This window comes from Streptomyces sp. NPDC050610 (assembly GCF_040654875.1).
In the GTDB taxonomy this organism is placed as follows: Bacteria; Actinomycetota; Actinomycetes; order Streptomycetales; family Streptomycetaceae; genus Streptomyces.
Map to the genome: position 1 here is coordinate 46803 of NZ_JBFAIV010000038.1, position 21975 is coordinate 68777.

Genomic DNA, 21975 nt, shown 5'->3' on the forward strand with positions numbered 1-21975 from the left:
GCCCCCGTTCCCCGGCCCCGCCCCTCAGCTCGTCAGCCGGTTCCGCTCCCGGAATTCGTTCAGCGCGTCAGCCGGTTCCGCTCCCCCGCCCGGACGTCGACCGGCAGCGTGTTGCCCGGCGGCGGGAACGGGCAGATGAAGTGGTCGGCGAAGGCGCACGGCGGCAGCACGGTCCGGTTGAAGTCCACCGTCACCGCGCCGTCCGCGGCCGGGGCGGGCATGCGCAGGAAGCGGAAGCGGTAGCTGTCCTTGCCGCTCGTGCCGTCGGCGAGTACGGCCCACAGCGACCCGTCGTCCTCCACCGCGACCTGGAGCGTGTGCTCGTCCCCGTCGACCGTGAAGGCCAGTTCGCCGCCGAGCCCGAGGCCCCGTTCCTGGCCGTCGGCGTTGCCCACGCGCACGGTGCGGCTCGCGTCGTACGGGCGGAACAGCCCCTTCAGCACCCACCGCTCGTCGTAGTCGAAGACGTCGATCCCGGCGAAGGTGCGGCGGTTCTCCGCGTCCGGGTCGAAGACCCGCACGGCCCACAGGCCCTCGCGGCGCAGCACGACGTAGCGCTGTTCGCCGCGGGCCACGCGGGCCGCCTTGGGACCGCTGTCCTCGCCGAGCCGGACCTCGCCCGCCAGCGGCCGGCCGTCGAGGGTCAGCCCGTCGGCGGCGGTGGCGCTGAGCGAAATCGTGTCCACGCCCCCGTCACCGCCCTCGGTCCAGCGTCCGGGGAGCATGCCGCCGTCCAGGGTCGGAACGCGGCCGTCCACGGCGTCGGCGAGCCAGTGCGTACCGGTGAGCGCGAGCGGTCCGTACGGCTCGGAGACCGTCGCCACGCGGTCCTCGTGCCAGGTCTTCCACTGCTGCTGTGCGTCATCGCTCATGTCGTTCAACCTTTCACAGCCTTCGCGCGCGTGCCACGCGCGGGAGCGACGGGGGCCGGCGGGGCGGAGGCCGGTGCGGTGGGCTGGGGCAGTCCCAGGTGGTCGCGGAGGGTCGTGCCCTCGTACCGGGTGCGGAACGAGCCGCGCTCCTGGAGCAGCGGCACCACGCGCGCCACGAAGTCGTCGAGGCCGCCCGGGGTGAGGTGCGGAATGAGGATGAAGCCGTCGGCGGCGTCCGTCCGCACGAACTCGTCGAGCTCCGCCGCGACGCTCTGCGGGGTCCCGATGAACGACTGCCGGCCGGTCGTCTCGATCACCGTCTGCCGGATGGACAGCCCCTTGGCGGCCGACAGCGCCCGCCACTTCTCGGCGATGGCCAGCGGGTCGCCGAGCCGGACCCGGCCCTGGGCCAGCTCGCCGTCGGGGTCCGGGTCGATGTCGGGGAGCGGTCCGTCCGGGTCGTACGCGGACAGGTCGCGGCCCCAGATCTGTTCCAGGGTGAGGATCGCGTTCTGCGGCGAGACCTGGAGCCGGCGGATCTCGGCGGCGTTCTCCTGCGCCTCGGCGGCGGTGTCGCCGAGGACGAAGGTCACGCCGGGCATGATCTTGAGGTCTTCGGGACGCCGGCCGTACGCACCGAGCCGCCGCTTCACGTCGGCGTAGAACTCGCGGCCCGCCTCCACGGTGCCGTGCCGGGTGAAGATGATGTCGGCGGTGGAAGCGGCGAACTCGCGGCCCTCGTCGGAGTCGCCCGCCTGGATGACCACGGGGTGGCCCTGCGGGCTGCGCCGTACGCCGAACTCGCCCGAGATGTCGAAGTGCCGCCCGGTGTGGGCGAAGGGGCTCGGGGCGTCGCCGCCGTCCCAGGAGTCCCACAGTTCGCGGGCGGTCGCGACGAACTCGGCGGCGCGGGTGTAGCGGTCGCCCCGGTCGAGGTAGCCGCCGCGCCGGAAGTTCTCGCCGGTGAAGGCGTCGGAGGAGGTGACGACGTTCCAGGCGGCCCGGCCGCCGCTGAGGTGGTCCAGGGTGCCGAGGCGGCGGGCCAGGTCGTACGGCTCGTTGAACGTGGCGTTGACCGTGGCGGCCAGCCCGAGGCGCTCGGTGACGGCGGCGAGGGCGTTCAGGAGAGTGATCGACTCGGGGCGGCCGACCACGTCGAGGTCGTGCACCCGCCCCTTGTGCTCGCGCAGCCGCAGCCCCTCGGCGAGGAAGAAGAAGTCGAACAGGCCGCGCTCGGCGGTGCGGGCCACGTGCTCGAAGGAGGAGAAGTCGATCTGACTGCGGGAGCGCGGATCGGCCCATACGGTCGTGGAGTTGACGCCCGGGAAGTGGGCCGCGAGGTGGATCTGCTTCCGCTCGTTCCTGGCGGGTGTGTTCATGCGATGCCTCCGGCGGGTGCGTAGCGGTTGGCGGGGCGCGACAGGCCGAGGTGGTCGCGCAGCGTGGCGCCGGGATAGAAGGTGCGGAAGAGGCCGCGGTGCTGGAGCAGCGCCACCGTGCCGTTGACGAACCGCTCCAGGTCGTCCTCCGGATCGGTGGGCGTGATGTGGAAGCCGTCCACGGCTCCGGCCCCGTGCCAGCCGCCGATCAGCTCGGCGAGGCCGACGGGCCCGCCCCGGTAGAGCGCCCGCCCGTCGCGGCCGACCGTGAGCGTCCCGTCGTACGAGCCGGGGTCGGCCGAGGCCGCGCCCTCGCCGTCGGTCAGGTCGACGGCGAGCGCGGCCAGGACCGTCAGCCCGCCCGGATCGCGTCCGTGCGCCGCGGCGCGCCCGCGCAGGTCCGCCCGCGCCCCGGCGGCCGCGCTCCGGCTCGTGGCCCGTACGTACGCGACGTCGGCGTGCCGGGCCGCGGCCTCGCGCGGCAGCGACGCGGTGGCGTCCAGGGCGATGACCGGCCGCCCCTGCGGCGGCCTCGGCACGATGGCCGGGCCGCGCACGGAGAACTCGCCGCCCTCGAAGTCGACGTAGTGGAGCTTGTCCCGGTCGATGAAGCGGCCGGTGGCGACGTCCCTGATCTCGGCGTCGTCCTCCCAGCTGTCCCAGAGCCGCCCCGCGACGTCGGCGACTTCGGCGGCCTCGCGCCACAGCTCCCGCGCGGGGGCCGCGGAGCGGCGGCCGAAGAGCCGCGCCTCCGCCGCGGTCGTCGACACGTCCACGGTCCAGCCGGCCCGGCCGCGGCTGACCCAGTCCAGGGTGGCGACGGCGCTGGACACGTGGAACGGCTCGGTGTGCGTGGTGGTGACGGTCGGCACCAGGCCGACCCGTTCGGTCGCGGGCGCGACGCGGGCGAGCACGGCGAGGGCGTCCGGCCCCTGCCGGGCGAAGGAGTCGCCGAGGGTGACGAAGTCGAGCCTGCCGCGCTCGGCGAGGCGGGCGGCGCGCACGTACGGCTCGGCGTCGAGCGCGCCGCCGTGGTCGACGGCCGCGGCCAGCCGCAGCGGGCGGGATGGGGAGGGAACGGACATGGTCGGATGCCTTCTTTCAGTGGTCGCGGTAGTCGCGGTAGGCGCGGTGATCGCGGTAGCCGCGGTGGCCGCTTCCGTGCGGCGGGCGGCAGGCGGCGGGCCCGGCGGATCGCTCTCGAACCGCGGGCGCTTCTCGATTCGCGCGTACGTCTCGATTCGCGCGTACTTCCCGGTCCGCGCGTACGCGCGTGTCAACGTCCACACGCACGCGGGTGTCAACTCGGCTCATCTCAGAGGACCTTGGACAGGAACGCCCTGGTGCGCTCGTGCTGCGGGGCGTCCAGCACCTCGGCGGGCGGGCCCTGTTCGAGGACGCGGCCGCCGTCCATGAAGACGACGGTGTCGGCGACCTCCCGTGCGAACCCGATCTCGTGGGTCACGACGATCATCGTGGTGCCCTGCCCGGCGAGGTCCTTGATGACGTCGAGGACCTCGCCGACCAGTTCGGGGTCGAGGGCGGAGGTCGGCTCGTCGAAGAGGAGCAGCCGGGGTTCGAGGGCGAGGGCCCGCGCGATGGCGACGCGCTGCTGCTGACCGCCGGAGAGCTGCCGGGGATAGGCGGCGGCCTTGTCGGCGAGGCCGACCCGGGCGAGCAGCCGTTCCGCCGTGCCGACGGCCTCCTTCTTGGGGCGTTTGAGCGCCGATACGGGCGCCTCGGTGACGTTCTCCAGCACCGTCAGATGCGGGAAGAGATTGAAGTTCTGGAAGACGAAGCCGATCCGGGTGCGCTGCCTCAGCACCTCCCGCTCGCGCAGTTCGTAGAGCTTGCCGCCGGAACGGCGGTAGCCCACCAGGGAGCCGTCGACGCTCACCCAGCCGCTGTCCACCTTCTCCAGGTGGTTGATCGTGCGCAGCAGGGTGGACTTCCCGGACCCGGACGGGCCGAGTACGACGGCGACTTCACCTGCGCGTACGCGCAGGTCCACGCCGTGCAGCACTTTGAGCGGGCCGAAGCTCTTGTGGACGGACCGGACGTCGACCATGACGTCCGTGTCGCCGGCCCGGGCGCTCGCGGCGTGGTCGGAAGGGCGTATCAGTGGCATAGCGGTCCTCGAAGTCCGTACGTACGGGTCGACGTGCGTTCAGGCGCGTCGCTCATGCGCCGATGTCAGGTGCGTCACTCAGTCGCTGATCTCAGGTGCGTCACTCAGGTACCGGCGTCAGGCACTGAGCGGTGCGCGACAGGACACGTCGCGGAGGAAGGAGAGCAGGGCCCGCGCGGTGGCATCGTTCTGCCGGAAGGCGGGCGCGTTGGTGCGGGGCCGGGCGAAGGCGCCGGACGAGCGGGCGTCGGTGTGCGCGCCGATCGCGAAGCGGCGGGGGTGCGGGCGGCCCGTACGGTCCAGGACGCGCAGGTCCACGGGGTCGACGGCGAGCAGCCCGGCGGGGGTCGCCACGGCCCCGTCCGTGTACAGGCCGCGCAGCAGCGTGTCCCGCGAGCGGGTCACGGACGGCGCGGGCAGCCGGGCCTCGACGAGCGCTCTCGCCTCGACGGTGTGGCCGGGCACGCTCGCGCCGCCCGCCCGGAAGACGCCGCGCTCCGGGTCGGCGGTCACGGTCATGTCCGCGCCGAGGAAGCGCACGAGGCCGGCGCGGGAGAGGGCGAGGAGTTGGCGCAGCCGGGGGCCGGGCGGGCCCGAGGCGAGGTAGCTGAAGAAGCCGTGCCACCAGGGGCCCACGTCGCCGAGGCGCGCCAACTGTCCGTAGACGGACAGCAGGGCGAGGAAGACGGCGAGGTCGGGGCTGTGCGCGGGGTCGTGGGCGCGGGCGAGGTCGGCCTCGATGTAGCCGCGCAGTCCGTCTTGCAGGGCGTCCGTGTCGGTGTAGCGCAGGCCCGCGAGCGGGTGGTCGAGCGCGTCGAGGTCGAGCCGGTCGGCGGGGTCGGGCACGGCGGCGGCGACCAGCGCCTGGAGTTCGGGGCCGCCGGGGTCGCAGGCGGCGTACTTCTCCTCGAAGTCCGGCCAGTTGACGGCCGTACGGTGCGGGTGGGCGGTGAAGAGCCGGTGGTAGTGGGCGAAGCCCAGTTCCTTCTCGACCAGCGGCCAGACGTCGCGCCGGAAGTCGGGCGGGCCGGGGCGGGCCAGCAGCGCGTCGACCTCGGCGGGGCCGAAGAAGCGGGGCAGCGGGGGCGCCTCGCCGCGCAGCGGGTAGCCGAGCTTGGAGTGGTACGGGACGCCGCGCCGCGAGCTGACGTGCAGGACGGGTTCGCGCCCGGAGGGGTGGTAGGTCAGCGCGCCGCCGGGGCCGTCGTCCGTATAGCGCCCGCCGCGCCCCTCGGTGAGCAGCACCATCAGGTCGATGAAGGCCAGCCCGAAGCCGCGCACGATGACGGGCTCGCCGGGGCGCAGGCCGGACAGGTCGCTGTCGGCGGTGAACTCCGGTGGGATGTGGGTCAGTCGGTGTTCCGCGGCGAAGGACGCGAGGGCGCGCTGTTCGTCGTCGGGTTCGGCGTCGAGGTGGCCGAGGGCGAGGACGACGAGGTCGGCGAGGAGCGGCGTCGGCCGGTCCGCGAGCCACACCTGCTGCCGGCCGTCGCGCGGCCCGGACACGCGGGTGGCGCGGTGGCGGTGTTCGTGGACGGTGATGTGCGGGGGCAGGGCGGCCAGCGCCTGCTGGTACGTCCAGCCCAGGTACGCGCTCTGGAGCCGCCTGCTGGCGAAGGACTGGTCAGTCAACTCGGCTAGTTCCGCGGCCGTTTCGGGCGGGAGTTCCACCGAGAGCGCGCCGGTGCGCACGAGGCGGGCCCATTCGGAGAGGGACGGTCCGGAGCGGACCGGGCCCTCGTGTTCGACGGATTCGTCGGTGAACATGGTGACGTCCTCGGCCATGGAGTTCATCCACAGCAGCCGCGACTGGTCGTGCCGCCAGATCCGGCCGCCGCCGGGCGGGTGCGGGTCCACGAGGTGGATGTCGAGGCGGGCGCCGTCGAAGAGTTCGGGCGCGTTGGCGGCGATCCGTTCGATCACGCCGGTGGCGCGCGGCCCGGCACCGACGATCACGACGGAGGGCACGAGGGCGGCGCCCTGGCCCCGGCCGCCCGGGACGCCGCCGTTCAGGGCGCCGCCCTGCGAGACGCGGTCGCTCGGGGCGTGCTCACTGGGGGCGGCGCGGTCGTTCAGGATGCGGTCGTCCAGGACGCGGGCGCCGCCCGGTCGGGGGCCGGATGCGCGAGTGCTCATCGGGCGCCCGCCGTGCCGCGCGCGTAGTGCCGTTCGACGTAGTGCTGGCCCACGCTGAGCACCGAGGTGACCAGCACGTACCAGATGGTGGCGACCATCAGCATCGGGATGACCTGGTACGTGCGGTGGTAGACGAGCTGCGCGGAGTAGAGCAGATCGTTCACGGCGATGATGGAGACGATGGAGGTGCCCTTGAGGGCGCCGATCAGCATGTTCCCGGCCGGCGGCACGATCGACCGCATGGCCTGCGGCAGCACGATGCGGCGCAGGGTGCGGCCGCGCCCGAGGCCGAGCGACTGGGCGGCCTCCAGTTGGCCCTTCTCGACGGAGATGATGCCGCCGCGTACGACTTCGGCGGCGTACGCGGCCTCGTGCAGGGTCAGCCCGACGACGGCGACCGCCGTGGGGCCGAAGAGGTTCACGGTGTGGACGCTGACGAACTCGGGGCCCCAGGGGATGCCGAGGCCCAGCGTCGGGTACAGGACGCCGATGTTGAACCAGAACAGCAGCTGCACCAGGACCGGCACCGACCGGAAGAGCCAGACGTAGCCCCAACTGACCTTGTTCAGCACGGGGTTGGCGGACAGCCGCATGACGGCGAGCAGCGTGCCGAGGGCGAAGCCGGCCACCATGACCAGGGCCGTCAGCCAGAGCGTGAGCCCGAGGCCGCGCAGCACGGTGGAGGAGGTGAAGTACGCGCCGACGACGTCCCATTGGAACGCCTTGTTGCGGGCGACGGAGTTGGCCGCCATGGCGAGCAGCAGGACGACGACGGCTGCCGCGATCCACTGGCCGGTGCGCCGTACGGGCACGACGCGCGGCCGTTCGTCGGGGCGCGGGCCGGAGTCCGGGGCGCCGTCGGCGCCGACGGGGCCGTACGGGGAGGAGGTGGCGGGAAGGGTTTCGGGGTGCGTGGCTGCGCTGCCCAAAGACATGCGAAGGCTCCGTGGATGCAGAGATCGAACACGGGATACGCCTTCACACGCGGGCCGCGCCCCTCAGCACGACCGTGACAGGAGGCTAAGCCGCCCGTACGGTGTGTTGTCAACCCCGTCCGCACTGTGAGCCGTTCGTCTCAGATCAGTTGACGAAGAAACGGATGCCTGTTCCACTTGGACCATGCATTCACGGCAGTGGCTGGTCACGCGAGACCACATCGACTTCGGTCGGGTGTGGTCGTCGTCCTGTCAGAGCTGACCTTCCGCCCTTGAGCCCGCCCTTCGCGGCGCGGCGGCGGCATACGCGCGTTCCTTCCGCGCCTTCACACGCCTGAGCGACCCGCTTTTCCCCTCGCTCCCCTCCCCTCGGCTCGCCCTCCCCCAGCACCGCGCACCGCACCGTGCCCGTACCCGCGCTCGCGCCCGTACCAGCGGCACGCGCTCGTGCGCCCCGTTCCCGCGCCATACACGTCACGCACTTCAAGCACGCCACACACATCACACACGTCACGGACGTCGTAGAACGTCACGCACGTCATGCACCCAGAAGGGGCCCGCATGCGTTCCGAAGTCCTGCCCCCGGCCGGGGGCGCCCCGGAGCTGACCGTCCACCACACCACCGTCGCCGACCCGCTCGCCCGCCCGCTGCTCGACGAGCTGACATACGAATACACCGCGCGTTACGGCTCGTCCTCCGACCTCCACGGCTATCCGGCCGCCGAATTCGCCCCGCCCGAGGGCGCGTTCCTGCTGCTCCTGGAGCGCGGGGCGGCCATCGCGGGCGGCGCGTTCCGCCGGCACGAGTCCACCGGCCCGCCGACGGCCGAACTCAAACGCATCTGGACGCACTCCGCGCACCGCCGCCGCGGACTGGCCCGGCGCGTGCTGCTCGTACTGGAGCGGGAGGCCGCCGCACACGGCTACGAACGCCTCTTCCTGACCACCGGACCCCGGCAGCCGGAGGCCAAGGGCCTCTATCTGGCCGCCGGTTACCGCCCCCTCTTCGACGTCTCCGCGGACCCCGAGACGATCGGGCCGCTGCCGTTCGAGAAGTACCTGAACCGGTTGGAGAACCGCGCCTCATGAGAGCGATCAGCGTGAGAGCAACCACCGCTCGCGGCACCATCGCCCTGCTGGCCGCGGCCGCGCTGTCGCTGCTGTCGCTCACCGCGTGCGGGAGCGGCGACCCGGCCGCGGCCGGCGGCGCGCGCGACGCCGCGGGCGAAGCGGAGCTCCCGTCCGCGAACGTGGTCTCGGGCGTCTCGGCGGACCGGGCCGCGGCCGCGCTGCTGCCCGCGGACGTACGGGCGCGCGGCACCGTGAAGATCGCTGCCAGCGTCGGCTCGCCGCCCGGCTCCACCTACCTCAAGGACGGCAGGACCCTCGCCGGTCTGGACATCGACATCTCGGACGCGGTCGCCAAGAAGCTCAGGGTCCGGCTCCAGCGGCAGGTCGCCGGGTTCGAGGCGATCCTGCCGGCGCTCGGCAGCGGCAAGTACGACGTGGGCACCGGCAACTTCGGCGTCACAGAGGCGCGCCGCAAGACCATCGACTTCGTCACGTACATCAACGACGGGCAGGGCTTCGCCGCCCTCGACGGCGGCGGCCCGAAGAAGGTGACCGACCTGACCGAACTGTGCGGGCTGACGGTGGCGACGGGCGCGGGCACCACGTTCGAGGCGACGCTGGAGGAGAACGCGCACCGCTGCGCCGACGCGGGGAAGAAGGCGTACCGCGTGAAGACCTTCGCCGACCCGGCGACGGTCTGGCTCGGGCTGCGGCAGGGCCGGGTCGACGTGGTGATGAGCACCGCCAATGGGCTGCGCTACGCGGTGCGACAGCAGCAGGGCGTGCGGTTCCTGAACGAGTCCCACCGGCTCGACGTCGGTTTCGCCTTCCCCAAGGGCAGCAGGCTCGCGCCCGCCTTCCGGGCCGCGGTGGAGGGGCTGATCTCCGACGGTTCGTACGCACGCATCCTGAAGAAGTGGGGCGTGGGCCCCTCGGCGATCCGGCACTCGCAGCTCAGCCCGCCCGAGCTGAAGTGGTAGAGTCCGCGCCCCCTCGGATCGGACAGCCCATGGCGGCACGGCCTGATGATTCCGAACACACTTGCCCCCGTACCGCGGCAGGCCGCATCCCATGAGCTCCTAACGGCACGTCACAGCAGGTCAGGGCGGGGGCGCGAGGGTACGGGCGCGGCGGGCGGGGCGGCCCGTAGCCATCCGCCCGGCCCTGGATCGCGTCACAGTCGGTACTGAAATCAACTCAGCTGGTTATAAATCGACAACCCGTCACACTCTTTGCACCAGATGCGTCACGAAACCCCCGTGCGGCGGCTATCCACTTGGCACATCATCAGCATCATGGACGACCATAGGAAGGCGGACGGTACACACCGCGTGTGAGAGGAGGCGTCCATGGGATCGGTGCGCAAGGCGAGTGCCTGGCTTGGCCTCGTCGACGACAGCGATGAAGAGCGCTACTACGACGACGAGTACACCGAGGGGGCCGAGGCCCGGGAGTCCTGGGTGACGAGCCCGCGGGTGCGGGTGGCCGAGGAGGCGGCGGAGGAAGAGGGCACGCGCATCGCCACGGTCACCCCGGAGAGCTTCCGGGACGCTCGCGGTATCGGCGAGCTGTTCCGGGACGGCATTCCGGTGATCGTGAACCTCACGGGCATGGAGCCCACCGACGCCAAGCGCGTCGTGGACTTCGCGGCCGGCCTCACCTTCGGCCTGCGCGGCTCGATCGACCGCGTCGCCAACCGGGTCTTCCTGCTCACGCCCCCCGATTACCAGGTCCTCAGCGGCGAGTCCGGCAGCCGCAAGCCCGGCGGTTTCTTCAACCAGAGCTGATCGCGCTCCTGCCTCCGGCCGCCGACGGCCGGCCGGAAGCAGGAACCGTTCACCGGAAGGCGTCGAGCCCCGTGAGCGCCTTGCCCAGCACCAGCTGGTGCATCTCCACCGTGCCTTCGTAGGTGAGTACCGACTCCAGGTTCGTGGCGTGCCGCATGACGGGGTATTCGAGCGAGATCCCGTTGGCGCCGAGGACCGTACGGGCCGTGCGGCAGATGTCGATGGCCTCCCGCACGTTGTTGAGCTTCCCGAAGCTGACCTGCTCGGGCCTGAGCGTGCCCGCGTCCATCCGCTGTCCGAGGTGGTGGGCGAGCAGGATGCCCTTGTGCAGTTCCACGGCCATGTCGGCGAGCTTGGCCTGGGTGAGCTGGAAGCCGCCGATCGGCCGGCCGAACTGCTCGCGGGTGCGCGAGTACTCCAGCGCCGACTCGAAGGCGGCGCGGGCCGCGCCCATCGATCCCCACACGATGCCGTACCGGGCGTGGGACAGGCAGCTCAGCGGCCCGCGCAGCCCGGTGGCCCCGGGGAGTACGGCGTCGGCGGGCAGCCGCACCTCGTCCAGGACGAGCTCGCTGGTGACGGAGGCCCGCAGCGACCACTTGTGCTTGATCTCCGGCGCGGCGAAGCCGGGGGCGTCGGTGGGCACGACGAAGCCGCGGATGCCGTCGTCGGTGCGGGCCCAGACCACGGCGACACCGGCCACCGAGCCATTGGTGATCCACATCTTGCGGCCCGTCAGCACCCAGTCCGCACCGTCGCGCTTGGCGTACGTGCGCATGCCCGCCGGGTCCGAGCCGTGGTCCGGCTCGGTCAGCCCGAAGCAGCCGATGGTCTCGCCCGCCGCCATCCCCGGCAGCCACCGCTGCTTCTGCTCCTCGGAGCCGAACCGGTGGATCGCGTACATCGCCAGCGAGCCCTGCACGGAGACCAGGGAGCGCACGCCGGAGTCGGCGGCCTCCAGCTCCAGGCAGGCCAGCCCGTACTGGACGGCGCTCGCGCCCGCGCAGCCGTAGCCCTTCAGGGTCATGCCGAGGGCGCCCATGGAGCCGAGTTCGCGGCTGAGTTCGCGGATGCCGGGCAGCTCCCCGCGCTCGTACCAGTCCGCGATGTGCGGCAGCACCCGGTCGGCGGCCCACTGGCGGACGGTGGTCCGTACGGCGAGGTCCTCGGGGGCGAGGAGGTCGTCGATCCCGAGCGGATCGGTCGGATCGAACGGCGGCAAGGAGCGTACGGACATGTCTGCGCCTCCGGCAGTGATCTTTTCGGCTCGCGCCCGACGCTACGACCGGCCGCCGCCCCGCGTCCAGAGGCCCCCGGGGCCGCGCCGCCTGGCCGGTCCCGGTTTCGCGGGGTGCGGATCAGCGGGTGGACTCCGCCGCGCACGGCTCGGTCCTGCGCGCCCCGGTCTCGGGACCGGCGGCGGTCTCCGCCTCGGGCCCCTGGTCCGGGTCGGGGGCCGGGCCGCCCTCGCACTCCATCGTGCGCGGCAGCCGGAGCGCGGCGAGCGCGCCGAGGAGCAGCAGCCCCGCGCTGACGATCAGGGTGACGTGCAGACCGTGCACGAAGGAGGCGCGGGCGGCGTGGCGCAGCGCCGAGCCGGCCGCGCCGCCGAGCCGTCCGGAGACCTCGTACGCCTCGCCGAGGGAGTGGCCGGCGGCGGCGGAGGAGTCGCTGGGGACGCCGGAGGCGCCCTTGACGCCGGGTGCGTACGCGGCGTTCATGACGCTGCCGAGGAGGGCGATGCCGATGCCCCCGCCGAGCTGGTAGGAGGTCTCGCCGATGGCGGCCGCTCCCCCGGCGGTGGCGGCGGGCGCCTCGCTGAGCATGGACTCGTACGCGCCGAAGAGCGTGGTCTCCAGGCCGAAGCCCAGCAGTATGAAGCTGATGATCAGGAGCGCGGGCCGGTCCTGCTGGCCCATGACGGTCAGGGAGAGGACGGCGCCGGCGGTGAGGAGGAAGCCGAGGCCGACCATGGCGCGGGGGCCGAAGCGGTCCAGTATTCGGGAGCCGACCAGGCCCGCGGCCATCGCGGCGAAGGTGAGCGGCAGCAGCCGCAGGCCGGTTTCGAGGGGGGTGAGGCCGAGGACGAGCTGGAGGTACTGGGCGGCTATGAGTTCGAGGCCGACGAGCGCCAGCATGGCCAGCACGATGCAGCCGACGGAGGTGCCGAAGGCGGGCCGGGCGAACATCGTGAGGTCGACGAGCGGGTGCTCCCGGCGCCGCTGGCGGCGGACGAACAGGACGAGCAGGGCCGCGCCGACGATGACCGGGGCGAGGGTCTCGACGGTCAGCAGGTCGTCGCCGCCACCGGCCCGCTTCACCCCGAGGACGACCCCGAACAGGCCGAACGCGGCCATCAGCGCGCCGATCACGTCCCAGGGGCCGTCCCGGTCGCCGGTGGACTCGGGCAGCAGCCAGCGGCCGATGGGCAGGCTGACGACCATCAGCGGGATGTTGATGAGGAAGACCGAGCCCCACCAGAAGTGTTCGAGGAGGAAGCCGCCGAGCAGCGGCCCGACGGCCGCGCCCACGGCGGCGACCGCGCTCCAGACCCCGATGGCCAGCGCCCTCTCGCGGCGGTCGGGGAAGACCTGACGGAGGATCGACAGCGTCGCAGGCATGATCATCGCGCCGCCGACGCCGAGCAGGGCCCGGGCCGTCACCAGTACGTCGGGGCTGGTGGCGAAGGCCGCCAGCGCCGAGGCCAGGCCGAAGAACGCGTAGCCGAGCAGCAGGACGCGGCGGCGGCCGACGCGGTCGCCGAGGGTGCCGAAGAGGATGAGCAGGGAGGCGCAGACGAGCGGGTAGACGTCGACGATCCACAGCAGCTCTATCGGGCCGGGGCGCAGATCCTCGGTGACGGCGGGCACGGCGACGTGCAGCACCGTCGAGTCGAGGGCGACCAGCAGCAGGCTGACGCAGAGCACGACGAGCACGGTCCAGCGGTTGGCGCCGCCCCGGTTCCGGGACGGGCCGTCCGCTGTCGGCCTGGCGCCGGCCGTGGTCGTCCCGGACATTCACACACCTCCGTGTCGTGCGCTCGCGCTCGGAACGGGCCAAGGGGGACTGTGGACCCGGCGTCGAGGGGGCGAGTGAGTCGTCAGAGTACGCGAGTCCTCCGGGGGGCCGTTGGGCACTCCTCCCGTTGGGAGACCGATCGCAGCAGATCACCAGGGTCGGCGGAGGCTCAGCGCCCTGGCTCCATACCCCGTGGTCCATGACCGATAATCATGGCGATGACCGGTCTGACTCCCGCGCTGAGCGCACCCGCGAGCCCCGGCGCGCGGACGCTGACCGACGCGGTGCGGCGGGCCGCGCCCGCGCTGCTGGCCTTCGCGTGCGTACGTCTGTTCTCGCTCGTGGTCCTCGCGGTGTGGAGCCGGGCGGCGGGCAGCAGTCCGCGTCAGTTGCTCTCCGCGCGCTGGGACTCGCTCTGGTACACCCGCGTCGCCGAGCACGGCTACGGCTACACGCTCGATCTGGCCGGCGGCCGGGTCCACTCCGATCTGGCCTTCTTCCCGCTGCTGCCGTGGCTGGAGCGGGGCCTGGCCGCGTGCTCGCCGCTGACCGCCGCCGACGCGGGGCTGGCCGTCTCGGCGGTGTCCTCGCTCGCCGCGGCCTGGGCGCTCTTCCTGGTCGGCGAGCGGGTGTACGGGCGGCGGGCGGGCATCGCGCTGGCCGCGCTGTGGGCGGCGCTGCCGGTGTCGGTGGTGCAGTCGATGGCGTACTCCGAGTCGCTGTTCACGGCGCTGGCGGCCTGGAGCGTGTACGCGGTGCTGACCGGCCGGTGGGTCTGGGCGGGGTCCTTCGCGCTGCTGGCGGGGGCGACCCGGCCGGTGGGCGGGGCCGTCGTCGCGGCCGTGTGGATCACGGCCGCGGCGGCGCTGGCGTCGGGCGGTCGGTGGCGGACGGCCTGGCGCACCGAGCGGCGGATGCTGCTGGGCGCGGCCCTCGCGCCGCTGGGCCTGCTCGCGTACGTCCTGTGGGTCGGGGTGCGCGAGGGCGACGCGCTGGGCTACCTGCGGGTGCAGGGCGGCTGGGGCAACGGCTTCGACGGCGGGCTGGCGTTCGCCGCGTTCGTCGGCGACCGGCTCGCGGGCCCCGGTCCGGTCTCCGGGCTGGCGCTGCTCGCGGGGGTGGCGCTGGTGCTGTGGCTGTACGTGCGCGGGGTGCGGCAGGGGCAGCCGCTGCCGCTGCTGGTGTACGCGGGCGTCGTGCTGCTGCTCGCGCTGACCGCGAAGGGCTACTTCGGCTCCAAGCCGCGGCTGATGCTGCCCGCGTTCCCGCTGGTGCTGCCCGTGGCGGTGGCGCTGGCCCGGCTGCGGACCCGGTGGGCCGCGGCGGTGCTCGGGGCGGTGGCGCTGGTGTCGGCGCTGTATGGCGCGTTCTGGCTGAACGGGACCGGTCCGCCCTGACCGCCGGGGCCGGTCCGGGTCCGCGATCACGGCGGGCCGGGAAACGGTTCGGGACATCCCGGCCAATCGGCGATAAACGGCGGTGCGAGAAAAGGATAAAGAGACGGAAGGGCAACCGGCGGCCTCTTCACACGGATTCCTTAGGTCTTCTTTATTTATCTGAATCACGCCATCGAAAGACCCGATCGAGACGGACTCCACATCACATCGTCATCACAAAGAGTCCTGATCGGCCATGCCTTCCTGTCACCCAATGTAACGTCGATTGGGTGCGTACCAATGACGAGCTCGTCCCAGCGGAGGAGCGCCCTGACGATCCGCGACCACGGATGACCCGAACGCGCCTCGGCATCTTCGTGGCGACCTTCGTGGTCTATGTGGCGATCGTCGTCGGCGTGCTCACCACGTCCTGGCCGGTGCGGTTCGACTGGCAGGTCATGCTGTTCCACCCGTACAAGCAGTGGCCGGAGATCCACACCTTCCTCGACTACTTCGTGGTGCTGGGCCAGCGCGGTCCGACGGCGGTGGCGGTGGCGGCGTGGCTGGGCTGGCGCTCGTACAAGCAGCAGAGCCTGCGCCCGCTGCTGGTGCTGGGCTCCTCGCTGCTGCTGCTCAACATCACCGTGGGCGCCGCCAAGCTCGGCATGGGCCGGCTCGGGCCGCACTACGCGACGGAGATCGGCTCGAACGAGATGTGGGCCGGCGGGGATATATTTCCTTCCGGCCACACCGCCAACGCCGTCGTGACCTGGGGCGTGCTGGCCTATCTGGCCACCACCCCGCTGACCCGCCGCGTCACCTCCGTGATCGTCGCCTCGCTCGCCTTCGGCATCGGCATGACGACCGTCTACCTCGGCACGCACTGGGTGAGCGACGTGACGCTCGGCTGGACCGCCGGGCTGCTCGTCCTGCTGGCCCTGCCCTGGTTCGAGCCGATGATGGCCTACGCCGAGGCGCACCTGATGGCGCTGCTGCGGCGGCTGCGCGACAGCGGGGCGCTCACCCCCGCTCCGGCCGGCGGTCTGACCGTCATCGCCGCGCCGCGCCCGGCCGTGGACGACGAACTGCCGGTCCTCGAACCCGTGGGAGCCGCCAGCCGGGCGGGCGGCGGCCCGGCGCCGGTCGCCGGGCGGGTGCCGGACGCCTGGCCGCACCTCTCGTCCCGGCCGCACACCGTCCGCTCCGAGCGGACCCCGGTCACCCCGAGCGGCAGCCGCCGCCCGCCGCACGGCGACCGCGCCCCGCGCACGGCGCCGCTGGGACCCTCGGCCGGGCGGGGGCGCACGGCGGGCACCTGAACGCCTCGGCGTCCCGGCCGCGCCGCGAGCGGCCCGCGGGGAAGCGGTACGCACAGCCTTCTCCCCGCGCCGTCTCCTCCGCATCACGACGGCCCCGGCCGCCCCTGTCACCGCAGGGTGCGGCCGGGGCCGTCGGCTGTACGGACTGGGGCCGGGCCGTCGGCCGTACGGGCGGGTGTCAGCCCTTCCAGCAGCGGCGCACCGCGCCGTGCTCGACCTCGAAGTTGAGCCTGCCGCCCTGGTACTCCATGGTGATGATCGCGCCCGGCGGCAGCGCGCGCACCGTGCTCCAGCCGCGCGCGCGGGCCTGTTCCTCGGCCTTGGCCGGGTCGAGGCCGACGTACCGGCCGGGGTCGTCCTCGGGCTCGTAAGGGGGCGTGGGAAGAGGTGCCATGGCAGCCACCGTAGGCCGCCCGGCCCGGTGGCGGAAGTCCGGCCGGTGCCATGGGCTCATGCGGACCGCGTTCGTCACCGGTCACACTTCTGTCACAGAAAACTGTCCCCGGTTTGCCGTTGCGCGCATCACTCGTACGGTGCTTCTCTCGCCGAGTCCGAGACACGCTAACGGCCTCCGGATAAATTGCCGGGCCCTTACCGCGGAATTCCCCCGGGCCGATCGGCGGGGGCCGGCTAAAGCGCCGGGCGCGCGTACCGCGCACAGGCCCGCGCGAGGGAATTCACGGGGCGCGGCGAAATGCGGGAGCGGGCACACGGATTACACAAATCCGCCACATCGCGCTCCTGATCCCCGCACAGGTTTGACGCGGCCCCGGCGCGGTACCCGCTCCCCTGAGGTCACCTATGACAGACACCCCAGAGAAGAAGCCGGACAAGCGCCGGGCGGACGGCGAACCGACACCGCTGGAACTTCTGCGCGCGGCCCGCGAGCAGTTGGGCGAACTGACCGGACGGACGCCCGAGACGGTCTCCAGATTCGAGCGGACCGACGACGGCTGGACGGTGGAGGCCGAGGTCGTGGAGGTCGCCCGGGTGCCGGAGACGATGAGTCTCATGGCGCTCTACGAGGTGACGCTCGACGCGGGCGGCCGCCTCACCGGCTACCGCCGCGTCCGCCGCTACGAGCGCTCGCGGTCCGACCGCGACTGACGCCCCGTCACCGACGCCCCGGCGCCGCGCGGAGCCACGAGCACCAGGAGAGGAATACCGGCGACATGACCGCTGACCCCGACTCCCGCCCCCGGACGGACGGAGAGCGAGAGAGCACGTATGTGTACGGCATAGCACGCGGTGAGCGGGTCGAGTACCCGGAGCCGCTCACCGGCGTCGGCGACCCGCCGCGGCCCGTGCGCGCGCTGCACGAGGGGCGGCTCACCGCGATCGTCAGCGACTGCCCGGAGCACCTGCGGCCCAAGCGGCGCGACCTGATGGCGCACCAGCAGGTACTGGCCCGGGTCGGCGAGCGGTCTGCCGTACTGCCCATGCGGTTCGGCAGCGTCTCCCCCAGCGACGAGGCCGTACGCACCGTGCTGACCGAGCAGGCCGAGCGCTACCACGAGCAGTTGGAGCGGCTGACCGGCCGCGTCGAGTACAACGTGAAGGCCGTGCACCGCGAGGACTCGGTGCTCCACCTCGTCCTCGCCGACAGCTCCGAGCTGCGCGCCCTCGCCGAGGCCAACCGGGCGGCCGGCGGCGGCACGTACGAGCAGCGGCTGCGCTTCGGCGAACTGGTCGCGGCCGGCGTGCGCGAGCGCGAGGAGCGCGACGCCCGGCTGGTGGAGGAGACGCTGCTGCCGCTGTCCGAGGAGAGCCGGCCCGGACCGGAGAGCGGCGGCTGGTTCGTGAACATGTCCTTCCTCGTCGAGAAGGGCGCGGGCGCCGAGGAGCTGCTGAGCACCGTCGACGAGCTGACCGGGAACCACCCGCACATGGAGCTGAACGTGCACGGCCCGCTGCCCCCGTACAGCTTCGTCGAGCCGTGAGCGGGGGCGAGGACGGCGGGGCGGCGGACCCGCGGGAGGCGGATCGCCGGAACGCCGGGCGAAGGACGGAAAGGGAAAGGGCGGGACGGACGGGAGGAGGGGTCGCGGTGTCCGAGAGCCCTGCGACCGAGGAGCTGCTGTACGCCTACGCCGTCGCGCGGGACGCCGAGGCCGGCGGCGCGGCGCTGGAGGCCGTCGGCGGCGTGTGCGGCCGGCCCGTGCGGACCGTACGGCACCTGGGGCTCGCCGCGCTGGTCAGCCCGGTGCCCGCCGCCGACTTCGACGAGGCGGGGCTGCGCAGGCGGCTGGAGGACCTGCCGTGGCTGAGCGAGGTGGCGCGGGCCCATCAGCGGGTCGTGGACGCGGCCTCGCGGGAGTGCTGCGTGCTGCCGCTGCGGCTGGCCACCGTCTACCGCGACGAGGCGGGGCTGCGGCGGGTACTGGCCGCCGAGCGGGAGGAGTTCGGAGCGGCGCTCGACCGGCTGGAGGGGCGGGTCGAGTGGGGCGTCAAGGCGTACGCCGCCGCCGGGCCGGGTGCGGAGGGGGCCGAGGGAGCGGAGATGGCGGCGCCGGCAGAGGCGGCGGAGTCGGCGGAGGAGCCCGCCGCGGGCGTCTCCGGCCGCTCGGACTGCTCCGGTGGCTCCAACCCCTCCGACGGCTCCGGCAGTTCGGGCCACTCCAGCCACTCGGGCCGCTCCGGCCGTGACTACCTGCGTCGGCGCGGCGCGCAGCGGCGGGCCCGTGAGGAGCGGTGGCAGCGCGCGGACGAGCGCGCCCGCCTGGTGCACGAGACGCTCGCCGAGCTGGCCGAGGGCGTCCGGCTGCACCCGCCGCAGGACGCCCGCCTCTCCGGCGACCCGGACCGCAACGTCCTCAACGCCGCGTACCTGGTGCGCCGCGAGCGCAGCTCCGAGTTCACCTCGCGGGTGGGCGAGCTGGCGCAGGCGGCGGAGAGCGTGCGGCTGGAGCTGACCGGGCCGTGGGCGCCGTACTCCTTCGTCTCCCGCGAGGAGCGGGGCGGGGGCGGCGGGTGAGGGGGCAGGAGCGGCTCGCGCTCGTGGACCTGCTGGACCGGCTGCTGGCGGGCGGGGCCGTGATCGCGGGCGACATCACGCTGCGGATCGCCGACGTCGACCTCGTACGGATCGACCTGCGCGCGCTCATCAGCTCGGTGAACGAGAACGTGCCGTCGCCGTGGGGCGGTTCGGACAGCGGGACCATCGCGAGGGACATCACCGCGAAGGACATCACGGCGAGAGACACCACCGCGAGGGACGTGACCGCGAAGGAGAGCACCGCGGCAGAAGCGGAGGAAGCCGCCGCGAGGGACATCGCGGCGGGGAAGGAGTGGGGCGGGTGAGCGACCGTACCGTGCGCGGCCGGGTCGAACTGGACCGGGACACCGTCGAGCGCGACCTGATGAAGCTGGTGCTCACCGTCGTGGAGCTGCTGCGCCAGCTGATGGAGCGACAGGCCCTGCGCCGGGTGGACCAAGGTGATTTGACGGAGAATCAGGAGGAGCGGATGGGGCTGACCCTGATGCTGCTCTCGGAGCGGATGACCGAGCTGCGCGAGCGGTACGGGCTGAGCGCCGCCGATCTCAACCTGGACCTCGGCCCGCTCGGGCCGCTGCTGCCGCCGGAGCCTTCGGAATAAGGCGCGATCCGCACCCATAAGCATCCCGACGCGCCCTCGCGCAACCGCCGGGCGGCGAGCATCATGGCCTGAGCCCGAATGCTCGTAAGCCCCACGCTCAAGGCCCATGGCCCGTGTCCGACGGCTCATGCCCCATGTCCCGTCGGCACGGCCGGAGCCGGCACGCCCTTCATACCCCGGCGCAGGCGACATCGAGGGAGCGCAGATGGGTGCGGACACCGCGCAGGCGGCCGCCGGTCCGGTGCGGGTGCGTCGGCCCGGACGGATCATCGTCGACTGGCTAACCACTACCGACCACAAGAAGATCGGCCACCTCTACCTGATCACGGCGTTCGGCTTCTTCCTGATCGGCGGCGTGCTCGCGCTGCTGATGCGCACCGAACTGGCCCGCCCCGGGCTCCAGATCATGACGAACGAGCAGTTCAACGAGGCGTTCACGGCGCACGGCACGATCATGCTGCTGCTGTTCGCGACACCGGCGTTCGCGGGCTTCGCCAACGAGATCATGCCGTTGCAGATCGGCTCCCCCGATGTCGCCTTCCCGCGCCTCAACATGCTCTCGTACTGGCTGTTCCTGTTCGGCGGGCTGATCGTGATCTCCAGCCTGCTGATGCCCGCGGGCGGCGCGGCCTTCGGCTGGACCGCGTACGCGCCGCTGAACAGCATGGTGCGGTCGCCGGGCGGCGGGGCCGATATGTGGATCATGGGGCTGGCGCTGGCCGGCTTCGGCACGATCCTCGGCGCGGTGAACTTCCTGACCACCATCATCGGGATGCGCGCCCCCGGCATGACGATGTTCCGGATGCCGGTCTTCACCTGGAACGTGCTCTTCACCTCGATCCTCGTGCTGATGGCCTTCCCGGTGCTGGCGGCGGCGCTGCTCTCGCTGGAGGCGGACCGGCGGTTCGGGTCGATGGTCTTCGAAGCGCCGTACGGCGGGGCGCTGCTGTGGCAGCACCTGTTCTGGTTCTTCGGCCACCCCGAGGTCTACATCATCGCGCTGCCGTTCTTCGGGATCGTCACGGAGATCATCCCGGTCTTCTCCCGGAAGCCGATCTTCGGGTATGTGGCGCTGATCGGCGCGACGATGGCGATCACCGGGCTGTCGGTGGTCGTGTGGGCGCACCACATGTTCGCGACGGGCGCGGTGCTGCTGCCCTTCTTCTCGTTCATGTCGTTCCTGATCGCGGTGCCGACCGGGGTGAAGTTCTTCAACTGGATCGGCACGATGTGGCGCGGCTCGCTGTCCTTCGAGACGCCGATGCTGTGGGCGGTCGGCTTCCTGGTGAGCTTCCTGTTCGGCGGGCTCACGGGCGTCATCCTGGCCTCGCCGCCGCTGGACTTCCACGTCACGGACACCTATTTCGTCGTCGCGCACTTCCACTACGTGGTGTTCGGGACGGTGGTGTTCGCGACGTTCGCGGGCTTCTACTTCTGGTGGCCGAAGTTCACCGGCAAGCTGCTCGACGAACGGCTCGGGAAGCTGCACTTCTGGACGCTGTTCGTGGGCTTCCACACCACGTTCCTGGTGCAGCACTGGCTGGGCGTGGAGGGCATGCCGCGGCGGTACGCGGACTATCTGGCGGCCGACGGCTTCACCGCGCTCAACACCCTCTCCACGGCGGGCGCGTTCCTGCTGGGCCTGTCCACGCTGCCGTTCCTCTACAACATCTGGAAGACCGCGAAGTACGGGAAGAAGGTCGAGACGGACGACCCGTGGGGGTTCGGCCGCTCGCTGGAGTGGGCGACGTCCTGCCCGCCGCCGCGCCACAACTTCCTGACCCTGCCGCGCATCCGCTCCGAGTCGCCGGCCTTCGACCTGCACCATCCGCAGGTCGTACGGGCGGAGATGGCGGCGGCGGGCGGGCTGGGGGAGCCGCCGGAGACGGGCACGGACGGCCCGGGGGAGCCTTCCGGGGCGGCGGACGGGCCGGAGCAGCCGGCCGCGCCGTAGAGCGGCGTAGAGCAGCCGGGCCGGTCGTGCCCGTGCACATGTTTCCGCCGGCCGCCGAGGAGCGTTGCTCTGCCTCGGCGGCCGGCGGTCGCGGGTCGTGACGGGTTCATGGCGTACGGCGGCGGGCGCCGCCGGTCACCATCGGTACCAGCGTGACCTGCTCCCCCCGGTGGCCGTGGACCGGAAGAGGAAGCCGAGCAGCCAGATCACCAGGACCGCCACCGCGACCCACCACAGAATCTTGATCGCGAAACCCGCGCCGAAGAGGATCAGGGCGAGCAGGAGAACGAGAAGAACTGGAACCATTATTGGCACCTCCGCGACTCCGAGTGCCCCTGGATGTGCGTTCCATACCCTTTCTCCCCGGGTTTCCCCGGGCCGCCGCCCGGGGAGGCGCGCCCCCC

At 72.6% G+C, this 21975-nt stretch carries 20 protein-coding genes and 1 pseudogene; 11 read left to right on the forward strand and 10 right to left on the reverse strand.

All coding sequences use genetic code 11. The features are described from left to right. Positions 1-59: 59 nt before the first annotated feature. From AB0I22_RS33325 to AB0I22_RS33350, 6 genes are all read right to left on the reverse strand, one after another. On the reverse strand, positions 60-872 hold the full coding sequence (locus AB0I22_RS33325) for a DUF1684 domain-containing protein (RefSeq protein WP_363134735.1): 813 nt from the start codon (positions 870-872) through the stop codon (positions 60-62). Between the two features lie 5 nt (positions 873-877). Then, positions 878-2251 carry an NtaA/DmoA family FMN-dependent monooxygenase gene (locus AB0I22_RS33330; protein WP_363134736.1) on the reverse strand — a complete coding sequence of 458 codons (1374 nt, stop codon included), beginning with the start codon at positions 2249-2251 and terminating at the stop codon, positions 878-880. After that, positions 2248-3336 (reverse strand): LLM class flavin-dependent oxidoreductase, encoded by a 1089-nt coding sequence (locus tag AB0I22_RS33335; protein ID WP_363134737.1) that lies wholly within the window; start codon positions 3334-3336, stop codon positions 2248-2250. The genes AB0I22_RS33330 and AB0I22_RS33335 overlap by 4 nt, the downstream gene beginning before the upstream one ends. 230 nt (positions 3337-3566) lie before the next feature. After that, positions 3567-4379 carry an amino acid ABC transporter ATP-binding protein gene (locus tag AB0I22_RS33340; RefSeq protein WP_363134738.1) on the reverse strand — a complete coding sequence of 271 codons (813 nt, stop codon included), beginning with the start codon at positions 4377-4379 and terminating at the stop codon, positions 3567-3569. A 117-nt stretch (positions 4380-4496) separates the two neighbouring features. Further along, a complete protein-coding gene (locus AB0I22_RS33345) occupies positions 4497-6515 on the reverse strand; it encodes an FAD/NAD(P)-binding protein (RefSeq protein WP_363134739.1) in 2019 nt (672 codons plus the stop codon). Continuing rightward, positions 6512-7450, reverse strand: a complete 939-nt coding sequence (locus AB0I22_RS33350) for an amino acid ABC transporter permease (RefSeq protein ID WP_363134740.1) — start codon at positions 7448-7450, stop codon at positions 6512-6514. The genes AB0I22_RS33345 and AB0I22_RS33350 overlap by 4 nt, the downstream gene beginning before the upstream one ends. Positions 7451-8011: 561 nt before the next feature. Here AB0I22_RS33350 and AB0I22_RS33355 point away from each other — a divergent pair. From AB0I22_RS33355 to AB0I22_RS33365, 3 genes are all read left to right on the forward strand, one after another. Continuing rightward, positions 8012-8539, forward strand: a complete 528-nt coding sequence (locus AB0I22_RS33355; protein ID WP_363134741.1) for a GNAT family N-acetyltransferase — start codon at positions 8012-8014, stop codon at positions 8537-8539. A gap of 11 nt (positions 8540-8550) precedes the next feature. Then, positions 8551-9501 carry an ABC transporter substrate-binding protein gene (locus AB0I22_RS33360; protein ID WP_363134742.1) on the forward strand — a complete coding sequence of 317 codons (951 nt, stop codon included), beginning with the start codon at positions 8551-8553 and terminating at the stop codon, positions 9499-9501. 369 nt (positions 9502-9870) lie between these two features. Further along, positions 9871-10308, forward strand: a complete 438-nt coding sequence (locus AB0I22_RS33365; protein WP_363134743.1) for a cell division protein SepF — start codon at positions 9871-9873, stop codon at positions 10306-10308. Positions 10309-10357: 49 nt separating this feature from the next. On the opposite strand, the gene AB0I22_RS33370 is transcribed toward AB0I22_RS33365, so the two are convergent. Next, positions 10358-11545: an acyl-CoA dehydrogenase family protein gene (locus AB0I22_RS33370; RefSeq protein WP_363134744.1), complete on the reverse strand. Its 1188-nt coding sequence runs from the start codon at positions 11543-11545 to the stop codon at positions 10358-10360. A gap of 121 nt (positions 11546-11666) precedes the next feature. Beyond that, positions 11667-13325 (reverse strand): MFS transporter, encoded by a 1659-nt coding sequence (locus AB0I22_RS33375; protein WP_363134745.1) that lies wholly within the window; start codon positions 13323-13325, stop codon positions 11667-11669. Between the two features lie 219 nt (positions 13326-13544). Between AB0I22_RS33375 and AB0I22_RS33380 the strand changes: the two genes are divergently transcribed. Both AB0I22_RS33380 and AB0I22_RS33385 read left to right on the forward strand, forming a co-directional pair. After that, positions 13545-14723, forward strand: coding sequence for a hypothetical protein (locus AB0I22_RS33380; protein WP_363134746.1), 1179 nt, complete (start codon positions 13545-13547; stop codon positions 14721-14723). Positions 14724-15052: 329 nt separating this feature from the next. After that, positions 15053-16021 (forward strand): phosphatase PAP2 family protein, encoded by a 969-nt coding sequence (locus AB0I22_RS33385; RefSeq protein ID WP_363134747.1) that lies wholly within the window; start codon positions 15053-15055, stop codon positions 16019-16021. Between the two features lie 178 nt (positions 16022-16199). Here the strand turns inward: AB0I22_RS33385 and AB0I22_RS33390 are convergent, their stop codons facing one another. After that, entirely contained in the window at positions 16200-16415 is a 216-nt protein-coding gene (locus AB0I22_RS33390) for an I78 family peptidase inhibitor (protein ID WP_363134748.1), read from the reverse strand. Between the two features lie 407 nt (positions 16416-16822). On the opposite strand from AB0I22_RS33390, the gene gvpO reads away from it, so the two are divergent. From gvpO to ctaD, 6 genes and pseudogenes are all read left to right on the forward strand, one after another. Then, the gene (gene gvpO / locus AB0I22_RS33395) at positions 16823-17128 is read left to right on the forward strand and encodes a gas vesicle protein GvpO (protein WP_363134749.1); all 306 of its coding nucleotides are present in this window, start codon (positions 16823-16825) and stop codon (positions 17126-17128) included. A 65-nt stretch (positions 17129-17193) separates the two neighbouring features. Then, positions 17194-17961, forward strand: a complete 768-nt coding sequence (locus tag AB0I22_RS33400) for a GvpL/GvpF family gas vesicle protein (protein WP_363134750.1) — start codon at positions 17194-17196, stop codon at positions 17959-17961. Between the two features lie 107 nt (positions 17962-18068). Further along, positions 18069-18995 carry a GvpL/GvpF family gas vesicle protein gene (locus AB0I22_RS33405; protein ID WP_363134751.1) on the forward strand — a complete coding sequence of 309 codons (927 nt, stop codon included), beginning with the start codon at positions 18069-18071 and terminating at the stop codon, positions 18993-18995. Continuing rightward, positions 18992-19162: pseudogene (locus AB0I22_RS33410) on the forward strand (gas vesicle protein); the annotation flags it as partial. The gene AB0I22_RS33405 and the pseudogene AB0I22_RS33410, both read left to right, overlap by 4 nt. A gap of 155 nt (positions 19163-19317) precedes the next feature. Continuing rightward, entirely contained in the window at positions 19318-19617 is a 300-nt protein-coding gene (locus AB0I22_RS33415) for a gas vesicle protein K (protein ID WP_363134752.1), read from the forward strand. A 205-nt stretch (positions 19618-19822) separates the two neighbouring features. Further along, a complete protein-coding gene (gene ctaD, locus AB0I22_RS33420) occupies positions 19823-21571 on the forward strand; it encodes a cytochrome c oxidase subunit I (RefSeq protein ID WP_363134753.1) in 1749 nt (582 codons plus the stop codon). 135 nt (positions 21572-21706) lie between these two features. On the opposite strand, the gene AB0I22_RS33425 is transcribed toward ctaD, so the two are convergent. Next, positions 21707-21877: a hydrophobic protein gene (locus tag AB0I22_RS33425; protein ID WP_363134754.1), complete on the reverse strand. Its 171-nt coding sequence runs from the start codon at positions 21875-21877 to the stop codon at positions 21707-21709. Between the last annotated feature and the right edge of the window lie 98 nt (positions 21878-21975).